The 17,112-nt window shown below is 73.4% G+C and carries 14 protein-coding genes and 1 pseudogene; 11 read left to right on the top strand and 4 right to left on the bottom strand.

Features of this window, described 5'->3' with window-relative positions; translation table 11 throughout:
• The first annotated feature begins 36 nt into the window (after positions 1 to 36).
• The 8 genes and pseudogenes from AB0C46_RS32500 (at position 37) to AB0C46_RS32465 (ending at position 8,959) form a co-directional block, all read left to right on the top strand.
• Positions 37 to 977: pseudogene (locus AB0C46_RS32500) on the top strand (pseudouridine synthase).
• 75 nt (positions 978 to 1,052) lie between these two features.
• Positions 1,053 to 1,454 (top strand): hypothetical protein, encoded by a 402-nt coding sequence (locus AB0C46_RS32495; RefSeq protein WP_362832249.1) that lies wholly within the window; start codon positions 1,053 to 1,055, stop codon positions 1,452 to 1,454.
• A 4-nt stretch (positions 1,455 to 1,458) separates the two neighbouring features.
• Positions 1,459 to 2,958 carry an SUMF1/EgtB/PvdO family nonheme iron enzyme gene (locus AB0C46_RS32490; RefSeq protein ID WP_362832247.1) on the top strand — a complete coding sequence of 500 codons (1,500 nt, stop codon included), beginning with the start codon at positions 1,459 to 1,461 and terminating at the stop codon, positions 2,956 to 2,958.
• 16 nt (positions 2,959 to 2,974) lie between these two features.
• A complete protein-coding gene (locus AB0C46_RS32485) occupies positions 2,975 to 5,506 on the top strand; it encodes a hypothetical protein (protein ID WP_362832246.1) in 2,532 nt (843 codons plus the stop codon).
• Between the two features lie 3 nt (positions 5,507 to 5,509).
• The gene (locus AB0C46_RS32480; RefSeq protein ID WP_362832244.1) at positions 5,510 to 6,874 is read left to right on the top strand and encodes a hypothetical protein; all 1,365 of its coding nucleotides are present in this window, start codon (positions 5,510 to 5,512) and stop codon (positions 6,872 to 6,874) included.
• 77 nt (positions 6,875 to 6,951) lie between these two features.
• Positions 6,952 to 7,713: a Bax inhibitor-1/YccA family protein gene (locus AB0C46_RS32475; protein ID WP_362832243.1), complete on the top strand. Its 762-nt coding sequence runs from the start codon at positions 6,952 to 6,954 to the stop codon at positions 7,711 to 7,713.
• Positions 7,714 to 7,819: 106 nt separating this feature from the next.
• Positions 7,820 to 8,494 (top strand): HAD family hydrolase, encoded by a 675-nt coding sequence (locus tag AB0C46_RS32470; protein WP_362832242.1) that lies wholly within the window; start codon positions 7,820 to 7,822, stop codon positions 8,492 to 8,494.
• A gap of 15 nt (positions 8,495 to 8,509) precedes the next feature.
• Complete coding sequence (locus AB0C46_RS32465; protein WP_362832240.1) at positions 8,510 to 8,959, top strand: NUDIX domain-containing protein; 450 nt, start codon at positions 8,510 to 8,512, stop codon at positions 8,957 to 8,959.
• Positions 8,960 to 9,101: 142 nt separating this feature from the next.
• On the opposite strand, the gene AB0C46_RS32460 is transcribed toward AB0C46_RS32465, so the two are convergent.
• The gene (locus AB0C46_RS32460; protein WP_362832238.1) at positions 9,102 to 10,727 is read right to left on the bottom strand and encodes an ABC-F family ATP-binding cassette domain-containing protein; all 1,626 of its coding nucleotides are present in this window, start codon (positions 10,725 to 10,727) and stop codon (positions 9,102 to 9,104) included.
• A 321-nt stretch (positions 10,728 to 11,048) separates the two neighbouring features.
• Positions 11,049 to 12,470: a cytochrome P450 gene (locus AB0C46_RS32455; protein WP_362832237.1), complete on the bottom strand. Its 1,422-nt coding sequence runs from the start codon at positions 12,468 to 12,470 to the stop codon at positions 11,049 to 11,051.
• 114 nt (positions 12,471 to 12,584) lie between these two features.
• Here AB0C46_RS32455 and AB0C46_RS32450 point away from each other — a divergent pair, with 114 nt between their 5' ends.
• From AB0C46_RS32450 to AB0C46_RS32440, 3 genes are all read left to right on the top strand, one after another.
• Positions 12,585 to 12,986, top strand: coding sequence for a (2Fe-2S) ferredoxin domain-containing protein (locus AB0C46_RS32450; RefSeq protein ID WP_362832235.1), 402 nt, complete (start codon positions 12,585 to 12,587; stop codon positions 12,984 to 12,986).
• A gap of 176 nt (positions 12,987 to 13,162) precedes the next feature.
• On the top strand, positions 13,163 to 13,963 hold the full coding sequence (locus AB0C46_RS32445) for a response regulator transcription factor (protein WP_362832234.1): 801 nt from the start codon (positions 13,163 to 13,165) through the stop codon (positions 13,961 to 13,963).
• Entirely contained in the window at positions 13,960 to 15,105 is a 1,146-nt protein-coding gene (locus AB0C46_RS32440) for a HAMP domain-containing sensor histidine kinase (RefSeq protein WP_362832232.1), read from the top strand. Before AB0C46_RS32445 ends, AB0C46_RS32440 begins: the two co-directional genes overlap by 4 nt.
• A gap of 23 nt (positions 15,106 to 15,128) precedes the next feature.
• On the opposite strand, the gene AB0C46_RS32435 is transcribed toward AB0C46_RS32440, so the two are convergent.
• Together AB0C46_RS32435 and AB0C46_RS32430 are read right to left on the bottom strand one after the other, a co-directional pair.
• Positions 15,129 to 16,484 carry an MFS transporter gene (locus AB0C46_RS32435; protein WP_362832231.1) on the bottom strand — a complete coding sequence of 452 codons (1,356 nt, stop codon included), beginning with the start codon at positions 16,482 to 16,484 and terminating at the stop codon, positions 15,129 to 15,131.
• On the bottom strand, positions 16,481 to 17,110 hold the full coding sequence (locus AB0C46_RS32430) for a helix-turn-helix domain-containing protein (RefSeq protein ID WP_362832230.1): 630 nt from the start codon (positions 17,108 to 17,110) through the stop codon (positions 16,481 to 16,483). The genes AB0C46_RS32435 and AB0C46_RS32430 overlap by 4 nt, the downstream gene beginning before the upstream one ends.
• Positions 17,111 to 17,112: the final 2 nt, after the last annotated feature.

Here is a 17,112-nt window from a genome sequence, read left to right as displayed (position 1 = left end):
TTGAGGGCACCGGCCGGTCTGGGGTTCTCTTGCGGTGTGAGACGCAGATCCCCGGTTCCCCCCGCTCCGCTTCCCCAGCGCGACGGGATCGACCCCGTACGGGTACGGCTGCCCGCCGATCCGGACGGGGCGTGGGGCACCCTCCGGGACCATCTGGTCGACCGGTTCCAGGGGGCGATCGGGGCGGGCCGGGTGGACGCCATGCTGGGCGCGGGCGGTTCGTCGGGGCGGACGGGGCGCTGAGCGGGGGTGAGCCGTATGCGGCCGGACGGTATGTGTGGTTCCACCGGGACTTCGCTCCGGAGGTGCCGGTGCCGTTCGAGGTGGGGATCGTCCACCGGGACGAGCGGATCGTGATCGCCGACAAACCGCACTTTCTCGCCACGACGCCGCGCGGGCGGCACATCACCGAGACCGCGCTGGCGCGGCTGCGGCGTGATCTCGGGCTGCCCGCGCTGCAGCCCGCGCACCGGCTCGACCGGCTGACGGCGGGGCTGGCGCTGTTCGTCGTACGGCCCGAGGACCGGGGCGCGTACCAGAATCTGTTCAGCGGACGGCGGGTGCGCAAGGAGTACGAGGCGGTGGCGCCGTACGACGGGACGGTGGGGCTGCCGGTGACCGTGCGCAGCCGGATCGTCAAAGAGCGCGGGGTGATGGCCGCACGCGAGGAGGCCGGTGCGGCCAATGCGGAGAGCCGGATCGAGCTGGTCGAGCGGCGGGGCGGGCTCGGGCGGTACCGGCTGCTGCCCGCGACCGGCCGTACCCATCAGCTGCGGGTCCATATGAACGGCCTCGGGCTGCCGATCCTCCACGACCCGGTCTATCCGGTCGTCGGGGACCCGGCGCCGGACGACTTCACCGCGCCGCTTCAACTCCTCGCGAAGGTGCTGGAGTTCACCGATCCGGTGGACGGCCGCGCGCGGCGGTTCGAGAGCGGGCTGCGGCTGGCGGAGTGGGCCGGCGGCCCGATCGCGTGATCGTGAGACCTGGGTAGGGGGCGCCGCTTATGCTGACCGCTCTGACGGGGTTCACGGACGGCGGCGGGGGCGGCGGTGCGGGTACGGATCGAGGTCGAGCGGGACTCGGAGGCCGGCGAGGGGGCGCAGTCACTGTTCAGGTGGCTGAGCGCTGATCCCGGGGTGCGGGCCGGGGCCGGGCTGTCGCCGGTGCGGCGCGCGGCGGCGCCGGGGCCCATGGGGCCGGTGCTGGAGGCCGTCGAGGCGGTGTTCGACAGCGGGGTGCAGCTGGCCTCGCTGGTGGTGGCGGTGGCCGGCTGGCGCAGCACCCGGCCGCGCCGGGACCGCGTACACCTCGAACGCGGGGGTGTCAGGGTGACGGTCGACGGCGGGGATCCCGAGGCCGTCGCACGGGTGCTGCGGGCGCTCGGCGAGGGTGACGCCCCGGAGGCGGGGAGCGGCGGGGCGCCGGTGGACCGGCCCGGTCGGCAGGATTAGTGCGTTGGCGGGCGCGCTGTCCGACCCGTCCCGCTCGCGCGCCGTCCTGATCGGCACCCATGCGTATACGGAGCTGGACGACATTCCGGCGGTGGCGAACAACGTCGGCCGGCTGCGGGAGCTGTGCTGTGATCCGGCGGCCTGGGGGCTGGCCGGCGAGCGGTGCCGGGTGCTGCGGCAGGCGTCGCGGGAGGCGATCCTGAAGGCGGTGGAGGACGCCACCGCCGAGGCGACCGACACCGTGGTGGTGTACTACGCCGGGCACGGCCTGGTCGATCCGCATTCGGGCGAGCTCCATCTCGCACTGCCCTGGTCGCACTCGGGCCCGTCGTACACGGCGCTGCGTTACGAGGAGCTGCGGTCGGTCCTGCTCCACCCGTCGGGCGGGCGGCCCACGGCCCGTCGGAAAGTGGTGATTCTGGACTGCTGCTGGAGCGGTCTGGCGCTGAACGGCCTGATGCGGGGCCCGGATGTCGCGCCCGCGGTCGCCGTCGAGGGCGCGTGTGTGCTCACCGCCACCGCCGCGACACGTCAGGCGCTGGCCCCGCCGGGAGAGACGTACACCGCGTTCACCGGAGAGTTGATCCGTCTCGTCGAGGCGGGGGTGCCGGGGCGGTCCGGTCTGCTGAGCATGTCGGCGCTCTTCGAGGAGCTGACCGCGGCGCTCACCGCGAAGTCCCGGCCGCTGCCCCAGCAGAGCACCCGCCAGACCGCCGGGGAGATCTGTCTGTTCCGCAACCGCGCCGGGGCGGCGGCCACGCAGCACGGGGGCCGGAACGCTCCGCCACGGGTTCCGGCGGGTATGACGGCCGAGGGGGCCGCACCGTCGGGCGGCGGCGTGGTGTCCCCGGCGCGGGTGCGGTGGCCGGCCGGCGGGGCGGAGTCCGGCTGGCCGCAGCTGGTGCCGGTGGCGCTCACCGAGACGCTGACGGTGCGGCTGGGCCGGTACCCGGTGACCCATGCGCAGTTCCGTGCCTTCCTCCGCGATCCGGTGAACGCGCGCTGGCTCCCGGCGGCTGCGCGGGCGGCGGGCACGGATGTGGACGACAACTACCTGGCGGGCTGGCACGGTCCGGACTTCCCGGCGGGGCGCGGGGACCACCCGGTGGTCGCGGTGAGCTTCTCCGCGGCCCGTGCCTACCTGGCCTGGGCGGGCCGAAGGATGGGCGTACCGCTGCGGCTGCCGACCGCGGCGGAGTGGGCGCTGGCGGCCCGGGCCGGGCGGACCGGGGAGTGGTGGCGCGAGGACCTCGCGGCGGGCCGGGTCAATTTCCGCGGCAGTCATGCGGCGTTGACCCCGGTCGGGGAATTCCCACCGAACCCGCACAACATCGGCGATCTGCTCGGTAACGTCTGGGACATCTGCGTGGACGACACGGGGTCGCCGGTGTTGTGCGGCGGGGCCTATGACACTCCCGCGGCGCGGCTGCGGGAGCAGCTGTCGCCACGGTCACCGGCCGAGTGCCGCGGGAACGTCGGATTCCGGTGTGCCGGCGACGTGTGACGACGAGAGGAGATCCATGCGGGGGGACGCCGTCGACGAGGTACTGCAGCGGTTGCCGCACACCTGGACAGCGGGCGAGGCCGAGCAGGTCGCGCAGCACTTCCGGGACAGCCGGCCGGCCGCGCCGAAGCGCCTGGTGAGCAGATTGTGGCAGTACTGGCTCCAACAGTGCCCGGACGAGCCGCTGTTCGGCGACACCGAGGACGATCTCGCGCTGGTGCTGCACGCCAGGGCGCTGGGGCTGCGGGTGCCGGCCGGTGAGCTCGGGACCGAGGACGGCCCGGTCGCACGGTGTGCCCGGCGGGCCCGGGAGGCCGCGGAGTGCGGGCCGCTGTTTCCCGCGCCGCTCGCCTGGGGGCCGAAGGCCGCGCTCGCGGAGCAGGTGCGGGCCGCGCTCCCGTCGTCGCTGGTGCGGGCGTGGGTGGCGGGGGACGAACAGGGCCCGGTGGAAGTACTAGTGGCCGGCGAGGGCATTCCCGAGATCCGCCAGCAGGTGGTGCAGGCGGCGCTGACCACCTGTCTGCGGGTCAACGGGCTGGGCGACCCGGAGAGCGGCGAGTTCGTCGGGGACCACATCGGCGTCGGGCTGATCCGTGTGACGGCCGGACTGTCCGGCAACCAGGCCTCGCTCGACATCCCGTCGGTGTTCCGCGGCCGGTCGGTGACGGTGGCGGACGGCGCATCGTCGACGGCCCGTGGTGCGCTGCGCGACTTCGTCGGTCTGCTGCGGTCGCTGGCCCACGAGACCAGCCTGGTGGAGGTCGTGGACCTCGCGCATGCGGATCTGGTGACGTACACCCAGGGGCTGCGGGCGCTCGCGGACCGGGCGGCGGGCGAGACGGACCGGGCGTTCCTGCGGGCGCCCCGCGCCGCGGACGGCGGTCTGGTGTCCCTGCAGCCCTTTCTCCGTACGGCCAAGGGGCACGGGGCGACCGTGGGGGTGGAGTTCAGCCCGGAGCTGTTCACCACGGATGCCTATGTGAGCGTCGAGCAGGCCCACCAGCGGGTGCTGTCGCAGCGGCTGACGATGGACGCCCGGCTGCGCCTGGACCAGCTGGAGACGGAGATCGAGCAGCTGACGGCCGATATGCAGGCCTTCAAACGGGCGAACGCGGAGGAGCGGCGGGCGCTGTGGCCGGCGACGGTGCTGCTGGTGGAGCGGTTCGACGAACCGACCGGCCGGACCATCCGGCTCACCGAGCCCGAGGAGCGGGAGACCGAGCAGTACTACAAGGTCAATGTTCCGCAGCTGATCTCGATGCGGGAGAAGTGGGCCCGTCGCATGGGTGAGCTGGTCGAGCAGCTGGAGACGGCGGTGCACCGGCCGCACGCCCCGGCGCGGCAGGTGGCCGCGGGGCGGTTCCTCGATGCCGCCTTACGGGGCGTCGTCCCGGACGAGAGTCCCGCCACCGAACGGGCCTTTCTCGCCTGGTGCAAGGAGGTCGCGCCGATGCTGTGGTTCGAGTGGCGGTGCGCGCTGCGCCGGCACGGCATCGCGCCGGAGGATGTGTTCACCCCGCACACGGTGCTGATCAGCCGCTATCTGCCGCCGACCGCCGAGGACCCGTCGCTGCTGTTCAGCCACCCGTACACGCTGGTGGACACCGCCCGGTCCGCGGTCCTCGCCGATGCCGGGCGCGGTGTGCTGGTGGTGCGCGACGCCACCGACCACGCCGAGCCGGCCCCGGCCGACGCCACCGGGCCGACCGCGCAGGCGCTCTGGGACGACCTCGCCGCCCTGGCCGACGAGCCACAGGCCGAGGAGGAGTTCGGGCGCCGGTTCATCGAGGCGCTGCGGGCGCAGCCGGACGGCATCGCCCGGCGGATGATCGAGGCGCTGCAGCCGTCCGGGCCCAGCGCCGACGAGGCGGACCGGATCGAGGCGGCGCTGCGGACCGCGGAGCGGCACACCTCGCTCGGCGAGGGGATGGACCGGGCGCTGATGGCGATGCGCAACGAGGCGTTCCTCACCGCCCAGGAGTGCCTGGACGAGATCCGTACCGAGCCGCAGTGGCAGGCCCGCGTCTGGCTGCTGCGGGCGATCGTGGAGTGCCGTGCCGCCCGGCTGGAGTCCCGTGAGATCCCCGGTCTGCTCGGCCATCAGATGCCCGGAACCCCCGATGCGGCGCTGCGGGCCCTGGACGAAGCGGGCAGCGCGGACGAGGAGTTCACCCGGGTCTGGCTGGAATCCCTGCCGGAGGCCGGTCTGGACAAGGGCATCCGGCGGCTGTTCCAGGGCCTGCCGCGGGCGCGGGCGAGCTGTAAGGGGGATGCGCTGAACAAGGTGAGCCCCGAGCGGGAGTACGCGGTGTGGCTGTTCCGGAGCGCGGTGGAGAACGCCCGGCTGGCCCGGCAGCTGGACGAGGCCGGTGAGGAGCTCGCCGAGCATCAGGAGGCGGTCGACGCGGCGCTGGCCAAGCTGGGCCGGGCGCTGGAGGAGATTCTGGTGGGGCCGTACGTCGGGGGGTCGCGTGGTGCGGCGGAGGAGCTCTTCGAGGTCCTCTCCGGGCAGGAACCCCCGCGCTACGGCCGGGTGGCGGGGAGATGAGGCATGGACAACGAGCTGTATGTCGTATGGATGGTGCGGACCTCGGACCGTGCCATGGCGGCGGCCGAGGAAGCGCTGGGCAACTTCGCCGCGCATGACCTGCTGCACCGGATCGGCCGGTTCAGCGAGGCCGAGAGCAAGCTGGCGGAGCTGGCGGCCCGGGTCCGGGCCGCCTTCACCCCGCCCGAGCTGCCGGCCGTGTTCACCGGGCGGCATCTGCATCTGCTGGTCGGCCCCACCGTGCAGCCGCTGCTCGCGGAGATCCTCCGGTGCCCGGAATCCGAGGTGTTCGCGACCCTCTTCGACGCGCATCAGCTCGCCCAGGCGCTGCGGGAGACGGGGCAGCACCAGGGCGGTATCGATGACGCCGAGTTGCTGCTGCTGGCGCTGCTGGCCCGGCTGCCCCGGCTCGCCGCCCGGCACGGTCTGGAGTCCCGCGACTGGGGCGGCTTCGTCGAGGGCCGGGGCTGGCTGACCCCGTACGCACAGGACCGGCTCACCGAGCTGGCCCGGCGGCGCGAGTGGTCCGCCGACGCCGCCCCCACCCAGATCCTGGCGGGGGTGCTGGAAGGCGTCGGCGGGCGGCAGGACGCCGACCGGGCGGCGCAGTTCGACGCGCTGGCGCTGATCGAGCTGCGCCGGCGGATCGGTCTGCTCAGCGAGAAGCTGCGCGATGACGCGCTGGAGCACGCCGGGAAGGCCGCGCTCCTGGCGCCCGATCTCACCAGCGTCAGCCGGCTGCCCGCCTGGCTGGAGCTGTACGAGCGCCATGCGGTGGCCGTGGGCATGCGGCGGCTGTTCGCCGGCTCCGTGACGGTCGGCGAGCAGCTCAACGGGCTGCACAGCCAGCCGCCCCCGGAGTCGGGCCGGCCGGCGCCCGACGCGCCGCTGCAGGTGATCAACGAGGTCCGTTACGGCTTCCTGAAGCGGCGGATGTCGTTCGACATCGCCTGCGAGGTGGAGGGGAAGTCGCACCCGGTGGTCGTCCTGCGCTGCCGCGGGGTGCTGCCGGAGCGCTACCCCGCGGTCCGCGACACCGTCCACCAGCTGCACGGCAGCGATCTCGCCCCGCAGGGTGAGAGCCTGGGCGAGCGGCTGCTCAACACCGCGGTGCCGCAACGCCTGGGCCTGCCGGGCCGGTTGCGGTCCGCGCTGCACGCGTACAGCGCGGAGGCGGTCCAGTGCGTGGTGCTGACCGGGATCCGCCGGCCGGTCGCCGTGCCCGCGCCGTGGCGCGATCATCTGGGCTCGGCGCTGCCGTATGCGTCACCGTCCGGCGCGGACAGCGTGTTTCCCGCGGTGCCGGACGTGACGCGGGCGCTGCGGGAGAGCGTGCCGGGCTCGCGGCAGGTCGTCGAGGTGGACTGACGCATTCCTCGTTTTCCCCAACTATCCTGTGACAACACGGAGTTGTTCACCCCCCTTAGATCCCTCCGGGAGGGCCGGTGCCCACGACGAGCAACCCTGCGATCCGTAATCTGCTGACGCTGGACGGTGCGGTGTCACCGGCCGGTCCGGGCGGGTCCGGCGGTGCGTCGCCGGCCGCCGCCACGGACCGTCCGATCACGCTCGACGACATCGTCATCAAGACCCTGGCCGTGTTCGGTGTCCTGGTGGTGAGCGCTTTCGTCACCGTCTTCCTGGAACTCGGGTTCCTGGCCCTGCCCGCCCTGTTCGCCGGGCTGGGCCTCGGGATCTTCCTGTCCCTCCGGCCCCGGCCCAGCGCCGCACTGGCCCTGTGGTTCGCGGCGGTTCAGGGGATCGTGCTCGGCGAGGCGACGCAGTTCTTCGACGCGCTGCACCCGGGTGTCGGCACCCAAGCCGTCCTCGGCACCGGCTGTATCTTCGCCGGCGCGCTGGCGGCGTATCACACGCGGGTGGTGCGGGTCAGTGCGAAGGTGACGCGCTGGGCGGTCGGTACGGGGCTCGGGCTGCTGGTGCTGTTCCTGGCGGAGCTGGTCGCGTGGTGGGGGTTCGGCGCGGACCTCGGTCTGCGGGACGGCGGTGTCCTGGGCCTCGGTGTCAGTGTGCTGGCGATCGCCGCCGCGTCCTTCTTCCTCCTGCTGGAGTTCGAGGCTGCCAACCGGTTCCTGCGGTCCGGTGCCTCCCACCGGTGGGCCTGGTACGTCGCGTTCGGGCTGGCGATGACCCTGGTCTGGCTCTACTTGGAGATCCTGCGGCTGCTGTCGTATCTCCGCTGGTGGTGAGACACCGGGCCGGGTCCCTCCTCCGCACGGAATATCCGGTGCGGGCGGCCGCCGGGCGTGCGTAGGGTGCGCGGGTCGGTGGAGTGGGAGAAGGGCTGAGCGGCGGATGCTGATCTTTGATGCGGATGACACGTTGTGGGAGAACAACGTGATCTTCGAGCGGGTCATCGACGAGTTCCTGGAGTGGATGACCCACCCCGGACTCGACCGGGACGGGGTGCGGGCCGTACTCGACGGGATCGAGGCGGCGAACGCGCTGACGCTCGGATACGGCAGCAAGGTGTTTCTGCACAGCCTCGGGGAGTGTGTGGCGCAGCTGCGCGGGCGGGCCGCGACGGCCGAGGAGTCGGCGCGGATCGCCGGGTGGGCGGCGGCCTTCGCCGGGGACCGGGTGGAGCTGATTCCCGGGGTGGCCGAGACCCTGGCCGAGCTGGCCCGGCGGCATGAGTTGCTGCTGCTGACCAAGGGCGACACCGAGGAGCAGGAGCGGAAGGTGGCGGCCTCCGGGCTGACCCGGCACTTCCGGGGTGTGCACATCGTGGCGGAGAAGAACATCGCCACCTACGAGGAGCTGAAGCGCGCCTACGACCTGGTGCCGGCCTCGACGTGGATGATCGGGAACTCCCCGAAGTCGGACATCCTGCCCGCCCGTTCGGCGGGCCTCAACGCGGTGTTCATCCCCCACGACCACACCTGGGTCCTGGAGCACAGTGAGCTCGACCCGGCCGACAAGAAGGTGCTGCGGCTGTCGGCGTTCGGCGATCTGCTGCGCCACTTCTGAGCGGGGGGAGGGGAGATGACAACGGTGGGACCCAAGGTGTCCTGTGTTTTCGTGTGTCATGACGGCGCCGGGCGGGTGCTGCTGGCCCGGCGGAGCGCCGGGGCCAGGGACGAGCCGGGGACCTGGGACTGCGGCGCGGGCGCGCTGGAGTTCGGGGAGTCCTTCGAGGCGGCCGTGACCAGGGAGGTGCACGAGGAGTACGGCGTGCGGTCGCTCGGCATCGAGCAGATCGGGGTGCGCAATGTGCTGCGCGGCGATCCGGTCGACTCGCACTGGGTCGCGGTGGTCTTCGCCGTACGGGTGGCGCCGGACGAGGTGACGATCGGCGAACCGCACAAGTTCGACGCCCTCGACTGGTTCGCCCCGGATGCGCTGCCGGTGCCGCTGCATTCCCAATGCGGGGAGACGCTCGGGTTGTTCGGCGCGGACGCCCGCGCCCGGCCGGGCGGCGCGGCCCGGGGCTGACGCGGGTCGCCCGTGACGGCGAGGGCGTAGGTGATCGACCCGGCCGTGGCGGAGCGGGAGTGGTGGGTGGCGAGCAGGCGGACAACCGACTTCCGGGGAACGGGCGGCGGGGCGGGGCGGTGGGCCCCGCCCCCGGCCCCTCCTACAGCGGTGCGATGTCGGTCAGTTCACCGCCCCCCGTCGACAGCCAGCGGGTGATGCCGATGTCCCGGAGGAACGTCAGATCGTGGCTGACGACGAGGAGCGCGCCCTCGTAGGACTCCAGGGCCGTGACCAGCCGTCGGACCGACGCGAGGTCGAGGTTGTTCGTCGGCTCGTCCAGCAGCAGCAGCTGCGGGGCCGGTTCGGCCAGCATCAGGGCGGCGAGCGAGGCGCGGAAGCGTTCGCCGCCGGAGAGCGTGCCCGCCCGCTGGTCGGCGCGGGCGCCCTTGAACAGGAAGCGGGCGAGCCGGGCCCGGATGCGGTTGTTGGTCGCGTCCGGGGCGAAGCGGGCGACGTTCTCGACGACGGTCAGCGCGGGGTCGAGCACCTCCGGCCGCTGGGGCAGGAAGCGGTAGGGGACATGGGTCTCCGCCGTACCGGCCGCCGGCGGGATCTCACCGGCGACGGTCCGCAGCAGAGTGGTCTTGCCGGAGCCGTTGCGGCCGGTCAGCGCGATGCGTTCGGGGCCGCGCACCTCCAGACGGGCATGGCCGCCGTAACGGGCCTGCAGGTCGCGCAGGGTGAGTACGGCCCGGCCCGGCGGCACCGCGGTGTACGGCAGATCGATGCGGATCTCGTCGTCGTCCCGCACCGCCTCGGCGGCCTCGTCGAGACGGTCCCTGGCCTCCTTGAGGCGTTCGGTGTGCAGGGTGCGGTGCTTGCCCGCGGATACCTGGGCCTCCCTCTTGCGCTCGTTCATGACGATCTTCGGCTCGCGCTTGTTGGCGTTCATCTTGTTGCCGTAGCGGACCCGGCGGGCCAACTTGAGGTGTGCGTCGGACAGTTCGCGCTTCTGGCGCTGTACGTCGGCCTCGGCGACCCGCAGCATCCGCTCGGCCGCCTCTTGTTCGACGGCCAGGGCCCGTTCGTAGGCGCTGAAGTTGCCGCCGTACCAGTGGACCTCGCCGTCACGGAGGTCGGCGATCCGGTCGACGCGTTCGAGGAGTTCGCGGTCGTGGCTGACCACGACGAGCACTCCGGACCAGCCGGTGACCGCGGTGTACAGCCGCTGCCGGGCCGCCCGGTCCAGGTTGTTGGTGGGCTCGTCGAGCAGCAGGACGTCCGGCCGGCGCAGCAGCAGGGCCGCCAGCCGGAGCAGGACGGACTCGCCGCCGGAGACCTCGCCGATGGTGCGGTCGAGGTCGATACCGGGCAGCCCGAGCTGATCGAGGGTGGCGCGGGCGCGTTCCTCGACGTCCCAGTCGTCACCGATGGCGGTGAAGTGCTCCTCGCTCGCGTCGCCGCCTTCGATGGCGTGCAGCGCGGCGCGCGCGGCGGCGATACCGAGCGCCTGGTCGACCCGCAGGGCGGTGTCGAGCGGGGCGTGCTGGGGGAGGTAGCCGACCTCGCCGGCGACCTTGATGCTGCCCGCGGTCGGGGTGAGTTCGCCCGCGATCAGCTTCAACAGGGTGGATTTGCCCGCCCCGTTGAGGCCGATGAGGCCCGTGCGGCCGGGGCCGACGGCCAGCGGGAAGTCCTCCAGGACGGGGCTGCCGTCGGGCCAGGTGAAGCCGAGGCCGGTGCAGACGATGGACGCGGTGGACGCGGAGGTGGGGGGCATGGACATACGGGTCTCCTGGGCGCGGGTGAGAGGGGTGGGGACTGCGCTGGGAGACACCGCGTCGGAACGCCGGGTGCGCCGGGGTACGCCGTGTGGGTACGCCGAGGTCGCGGACAGGCCGCGCGAGGCATGATTCGCCGCTCCGGATACCGGGAGCGCGGGGCGAATCACCGCTCGCGGGCGCGGTGTCTCAAGACCTCAGACGAGCAACGGCCTTCTCCGATCGGCGGCAACAGGAACGATGTCGACGGTACGGGGGACGCCGCCGAAAAGCAAACGCATTTTTTGTTGCGTTTACTTTTCGGTGCCCGACGGCGTCCCCGGGCGCTACTCCCCCGCCCCGGAGCGCGGCCGCAGCCGTACCCGCGCCGGGCCGGTCGCCTGGAGGGTGATCCCGGCGGAGACCGGCACCTCCTCGTCCACGGCTTCGAGTTCGTACGCGCGCAGCAGCACGGCCAGTGCCAGCACGGACTCCAGCATCGAGAAGTGCTGTCCGATACAGGCACGCGGACCGCCGCCGAACGGGAACCAGGCGTAGCGGTGCCGCTCCGCCTCCCGCTCCGGTGCGAAGCGCTGCGGATCGAAGCGCTCCGGGTCCGGCCACAGGTCCGGATTGCGGTGGGTGACCCACGGCGCGACGACCACATCGGCACCGGCCGGGATGCGGAATCCGCCGATCTCGGTGGCCGCCACGGCCCGGCGGCTGATGACCGGCGCCGCCGGATACAGCCGCATGGACTCCTTCAGCGCCTGCGTCAGATACGGCAGACGGTCCAGGTCGGCGGCCGTGGGGGTGCGGTGGGCCAGTACACGGTCGATCTCATCCCGGACCCGCGTCTGCTCCTCGGGGTGCCGGGCCAGGAGGTGGAGGGTGAAGGCGAGGGAGGTCGCGGTGGTCTCGTGCCCGGCCAGCAGGAAGATCAGGACCTGTTCGCGGACCTCGGTCGCGTCCAGGGAGCCGTCCTCGTCATTGCCGGCCGCGGCGAGGAGGGACAGCAGGTCCTCACCCTCGCCGTCCGCGTCCCCGGCCGTTTCGCGCGTAGCCCGCCGGTCCGCCACGATGCGGTCGCACAGCGCGTTCAGCTCGTCGGTGGCGGCCCGCGCCCGCAGGTTCCCGGGGGTGGGCCATTCGCGCGGGATCTTCACGGGGACGTAAGCACGCCGTACGACATATGCGTTGATGACCGGGGCGCAGCGGTGGATGGCGTCGACCGCCGCCTCCGCGTCCAGGCCGAAGAGGATCCGGGAGACGGTGCGCAGCGCCAGCCGGTTCATCTCGGGGACCAGGTCCACGGTGGCGCCGTCCGCGGTCCGCCAGCGGTCGGCGAGGGTGGCGGCCTCGGTGGTCACCGCCGACGCATAGCCGTCGACCCGGCGCTTGGTGAACAGCGGCTGCACCAGTCGCCGCTGTCTGAGGTAGTCGGCGTCCTGGCTGGTCAGCAGGCCGTTGCCGAAGGCCTGCCGGACCTCCTCGTAGAGCGGGTGATCCTTACGGAAGTTGGCGGCCTGGGAGGCGAGGATCTGCTGCACGCCCTCGGGGGCGAAGACCGCATGGAACACACTGCGCAGGCCGGGCGGCCCGGCTTCCAGACGGACCACGTCGCCGTGCTCACGCTGGGCTCCTAAAAATGTGCTGAGCGAGTCGCGCCGGAGGTCGAGCATCGAGCCGAGTACGGGAAGACCGGCCGGGCCGGGTATCGCGCGCTCCGGTGCGGAGCCGGGCTGAGGGTGGGATTCGGTCAGGTGCATGCCGGATGTCTATCCCAACGGGCCAGGTTTCTATCCCGGCGTTCCATCCCGGCGTTCCATCCCGGCTTTCCATCCCGGCGTCGTGCGCCACAGCGGCCCACGTAGCATGAATCGGTGATCAACAAGCCTGCCGGACGGACGACCGCCGCGACCCCCTGCCGGGTCACCGTATGCCGCGGCTGCTGCTGCGGCGATGCGGCCAAGATCCCGGGCGTCGACCACGCCGGGCAGATACCGCGCCTGCGCGCGGCGCTCGACGGGGCGGCGCCGGTACGGGCCTCGGAGTGCCTGGACGTCTGCGACCAGGCGAATGTGGTCGTGGTCCAGCCGTCGCCCGCGGGCCGGGCGGCCGGCGGGCGCCCGGTCTGGCTGGGGCTGGTCAACGACGACGAGGCGCTGGCGGACATCGCCGCCTGGATCCGCGCCGGCGGTCCCGGCCTCGCGGAACCGCCGGGTGTGCTCGACCTGTACGCGATCACGGTGTCGCGGCGGGTACGGGAGGGGCTGGAGAGCTGAGGGGCCGGGGCCGCCGCCCCTCCCCCCGCGGTCGCCGTCCCGGCACCGTCACCCGTTACCCGTTACCCGTTACCCGTTACCGGAGTCTTACGGACCCGGTCCGGGCCACCCGCGCCCGCCCCCGGTGGTGTTGGCTGGAGCCATGACGTACCTCCCGGGAAGGGCTCGCTGACCCTGTGCACCCCGCCACCCCGCCCTCCGCGCCCCCGCCCGTCCCCTCCCCCGGGCCGCCGCGCCGTGTCCTGGTGGTCGAGGACGACCCGACCGTCGCCGAGGTCGTCACCGGCTACCTCTCCCGCGCCGGCTACACCACGGCACACGCCGCCGACGGTTTCGCCGCCCTCGACCGGGCCGCGGACTTCCGTCCGCATCTCGTCGTGCTGGATCTGATGCTGCCGGGCATCGACGGCCTGGAGGTGTGCCGTCGGCTGCGGCGCGGCGACGGCCCCGCGGTCCCGGTGGTGATGCTGACGGCGCGCGGCGAGGAGGCGGATCGCATCCTCGGCCTGGAACTGGGCGCGGACGACTATGTGACCAAGCCGTTCAGCCCGCGGGAGCTGGTGCTGCGGATCGGCTCGGTGCTGCGCCGTGCGGAGTCCGCGCCGCCCGCCGCGGCGCCCGCCGCCGTCCTGCGGGCCGGGGAGCTGTGTGCCGACCCCGGCGGCCGGCGGGCCGGCCGTGCCGGGCATGCGCTCTCGCTCACCGCCCGCGAGTTCGATCTGCTGGTCTTCCTGATGCGCCACCCCGGGCGGGTCTTCTCCCGGGAGGAACTGCTGCACCGGGTCTGGGGCTGGGAGTTCGGCGATCTGTCGACGGTGACCGTCCATGTGCGGCGGCTGCGCGAGAAGATCGAGGCGGACCCGGCCGCGCCACGGCTGGTCACCACGGTCTGGGGCGCCGGCTACCGCTTCGACCCCGTGGGGGACGCGCCGCCGCCGGACGACGGGCCCCTGCTGGGAGGCGAACCGCGCCCATGACGGACTTCCTGGTCATCGTGGCGCTCGCGGCGCTCGGCGCGGCGCTGGCGGGGCTGCTCGCCGCGCCCGCGGTACGGACGCTGCGGCGGCGCTCGGTCGCGCTGTCGCTGTTCGCGGTGGCGGCGCTGGCGGTGGCCGCGATGGCGGCGGGGACGGTGGCGGTCGCCCAGGCGATGCTCCTGGCCAAGCACGACCTGGGCGTGGTGATGACCGTGGTGGCCGTCTCCGGGGTGGTGTCGCTGGCGGCGGCGCTGCTCTTCGGGCGGCGGATCGCGGCGGGCAGCCGGGAGCTGGCGCGCTCCGCCCGTACGGTCGGCAGCGAGGGCGGCTTCGTGGCGCCCGCCGAGCCACCCACCGCCGAACTGGCCGCGCTGGCACGGGCGTTGGAGGAGACCAGCGGACGGCTCGCCGAGGCGCGGGAGCGGGAACGGGCGCTGGACACCTCCCGGCGGGAGCTGATCGCCGGGATCTCGCACGATCTGCGCACCCCGCTCGCCGGGCTGCGGGCGATGGCCGAGGCGCTGGAGGACGGGGTCGCCGAGGACCCCGCGCGCTATCACGCACGGATGCGGATCGAGGTGGACCGGCTGGCCGCGATGGTCGACGACCTCTTCGAACTCTCCCGTATCCAGGCCGGGGCGCTGACCCTGACGCTGTCGCGGGTGTCGGTGTACGACCTGGTGGACGAGGCCCTCGCGGGGGCCGGACCGCTGGCGCGGGCGAGCGGGGTGCGGCTGGTGGACGGCGGGGTGGTACCGCTGCCGGTGCGGGTGGACGCCCAGCAGATCACCCGCGTCCTGGGCAATCTGCTGGTCAATGCGATCCGCGCCACGCCCGCCGACGGCACCGTCGCGGTCAGCGCCCGGCACGAGGAGGGCCGGGTGGTGATCGCGGTCGAGGACGGCTGCGGCGGCATCCCGCCGGAGGATCTGGCGCGGGTCTTCGACACCGGCTGGCGCGGTGGTGCGGCACGTACCCCGCGGGCGGACGGCAAGGGCGGCGCCGGACTGGGGCTGGCGATCGTCCGCGGCATCGTGGCGGCCCATGAGGGCCGGGCGACGGTACGGAACACCGGGGCGGGCTGCCGATTCGAGGTGGCACTGCCGGCGGCGGAGGCACAGGCGGAGCCGCCGACGGCGTGAGCGTAAGGCCGCCCCGGTGTACCTCAGCGGCGCACCGACGACCCGTCCCGCTCCGACGCACCGTCCAACTCCGCCGCGCCGTCCCGCTCCGCAGCCCCGTCCCGCTCCGCAGCGCCGGGGCCGGGCTCGCCGCGGTCGCCCTCCGCCGGGCGCAGCGGCAGCTCGCGGACCGTCCGGACCGGCGAGAAGACCAGGATCAGGGCCGCCAGCGGCACCCCGGCGGTCATGATCCACATTGCGGTGCGGACGCCCAGGGCGGAGCCGAGCGCACCGCCGAGCAGCGCACCCAGCGGCAGGGTGCCGTAGTTGAGGAACGCACTGCTGGCGACCAGCCGGCCGAGCAGCGGCGGCGGGCAGTAGCTCTGCTGGAAGCTCGCCTTGAGGATGTTGCCGGCCACCGCGCCCGCGGAGACGCCGAAACTGCCCGCCACATAGAGCAGCGCCCCGGCGCCCGGGGAGGTGAGCGGGATGAGCAACGCCGCACTGGGGAAGCCGAGTTCGAACAGGAGCATGGCGCGGGCGGTGCCGAGCCGGCGGGCGGTGCGGCGTACCACGAAGGCGCCCGCGATACCGCCCGTACTGGCCAGCGCCAGCAGCCCGCCGACCGCGCCGGGCGCCAGACCGACCTCGCGGACCAGGAAGACCGCCGTGAGGGACTGGTAGCCCATCAGCGCGAGGTTGGAGGCGGCGCCGAAGAGCGTCAGCGTACGGAACCACCGGTCACCGGCGACCAGCCGCAGCCCCTCGGCGATCTCCCCGGTCAGCGACCGCGGCGTGCCTTCCCGGGCCACCGGGCGGGGTTCGCGGTGCCGGATGCCGAGCAGACACAGCAGCGCGACGAGGAAGGTGGCGGCATGGGCGAACAACCCGTTGACGGCTCCCGCCAGTTGGGCGATGAGGCCGCTCGCCCCCTGTCCGGCAATCTGTGCCGCGGAGGCGCTGCCGTGCAGCTTGGCGTTGCCCTCCGCCTGGTCGGCGGGCGCGAGCAGGGTGGGGAGGTAGGCGCTGTACGCGGTCTGGAAGAGCACCGCAGCGGCGCCGGTCAGCAGGGCCACGGCGATCAGCAGACCGAGATGGAGCCCGCCGGACCGGGCCAGGACCGGTACGGCCGCGAAGAGCACCATCGACAGCGCGGCGGCGGCCAGCATCAGCGGGCGGCGGCGCAGGCGGTCCACCCACACCCCGGCCGGAAGGCCGATCAGCAGCCAGGGCAGCCAGCTGCAGGCGCTGAGCAGCCCGACCGCGAAGGTGGAGGCGTGCAGGGTGGAGACCGCCACCAGCGGCATCGCCACATTGCTGACCGCCGCCCCGAACTTACCCGCCGTCTCCCCGCACCACAGCAGCCGGAAGTCGCGGTGGCGGCGCAGGAGTCCGCTCACCGCTCGTCCCGTTCCTTGCGGGGGAAGGACTGCAGCTGGACGAGGACGGGCCGGGCCTCCTCGGCACCCGGCGCCGTCCCGCTCCGGGCCGCCTCCCGGTGCCGGACGACCACGGCCTCCAGCTCCGCATTCAGCGCCGCGAGCTGAGCGGGCGTCAGGCGAAGGTCCTGCCAGCGGGAGAGGGTCCCGGCGTCGCGCCACTCGGGGCCCCACTCCTCGGCGAGGTAGGTGGTGACCTGGTCGAAGTCCCGGTGGACGGTTTCGTGCAGATAGACCGACAGGGCGCCCCGGCTGTCGGGGTCGTCGCGGAAGTCGTTGGTGTCGAGGCGGCGGGCCACCCGCACCGCCCGCCACCAGCGCTCGCGCCGGGTACCGCGGCCGGTCTCCTCCTCGATGAAGCCATGGTCGGCGAGGTGGCGCAGATGCCAGCTGACCGTGCCGGTGTTCTCGCCGACGCGCCGGCCGAGCCCGGTGGCGGTGTCCGGGCCGTCGAGGGTCAGCAGGTCCAGAATGCGCATCCGCAAGGGGTGGGCCAGGCCGCGCAGACTGCGGGCGTCCATACGGCGCACGGGAGGGGCGCCGGACCGCGCGGGCGGCGACGGGTGCCGCTCGGGGTCATCACTCATGG

This window comes from Streptomyces sp. NPDC048637, from assembly GCF_040650675.1.
Taxonomy (GTDB): Bacteria; Actinomycetota; Actinomycetes; order Streptomycetales; family Streptomycetaceae; genus Streptomyces.
Note: the sequence above shows the minus strand (reverse complement) of the source record. Positions and strands in the feature narration are given on the sequence as shown.

Bases quoted from the DNA above. Each gene is read 5' to 3' on its own strand.
- AB0C46_RS32485 (WP_362832246.1), top strand. From the start codon at position 2,975: ATGCGGGGGGACGCCGTCGACGAGGTACTGCAGCGGTTGCCGCACACC.
- AB0C46_RS32480 (WP_362832244.1), top strand. From the start codon at position 5,510: ATGGACAACGAGCTGTATGTCGTATGGATGGTGCGGACCTCGGACCGT.
- AB0C46_RS32470 (WP_362832242.1), top strand. From the start codon at position 7,820: ATGCTGATCTTTGATGCGGATGACACGTTGTGGGAGAACAACGTGATC.
- AB0C46_RS32465 (WP_362832240.1), top strand. From the start codon at position 8,510: ATGACAACGGTGGGACCCAAGGTGTCCTGTGTTTTCGTGTGTCATGAC.
- AB0C46_RS32460 (WP_362832238.1), bottom strand. From the start codon at position 10,727: ATGTCCATGCCCCCCACCTCCGCGTCCACCGCGTCCATCGTCTGCACC.
- AB0C46_RS32455 (WP_362832237.1), bottom strand. From the start codon at position 12,470: ATGCACCTGACCGAATCCCACCCTCAGCCCGGCTCCGCACCGGAGCGC.
- AB0C46_RS32440 (WP_362832232.1), top strand. From the start codon at position 13,960: ATGACGGACTTCCTGGTCATCGTGGCGCTCGCGGCGCTCGGCGCGGCG.
- AB0C46_RS32430 (WP_362832230.1), bottom strand. From the start codon at position 17,110: ATGAGTGATGACCCCGAGCGGCACCCGTCGCCGCCCGCGCGGTCCGGC.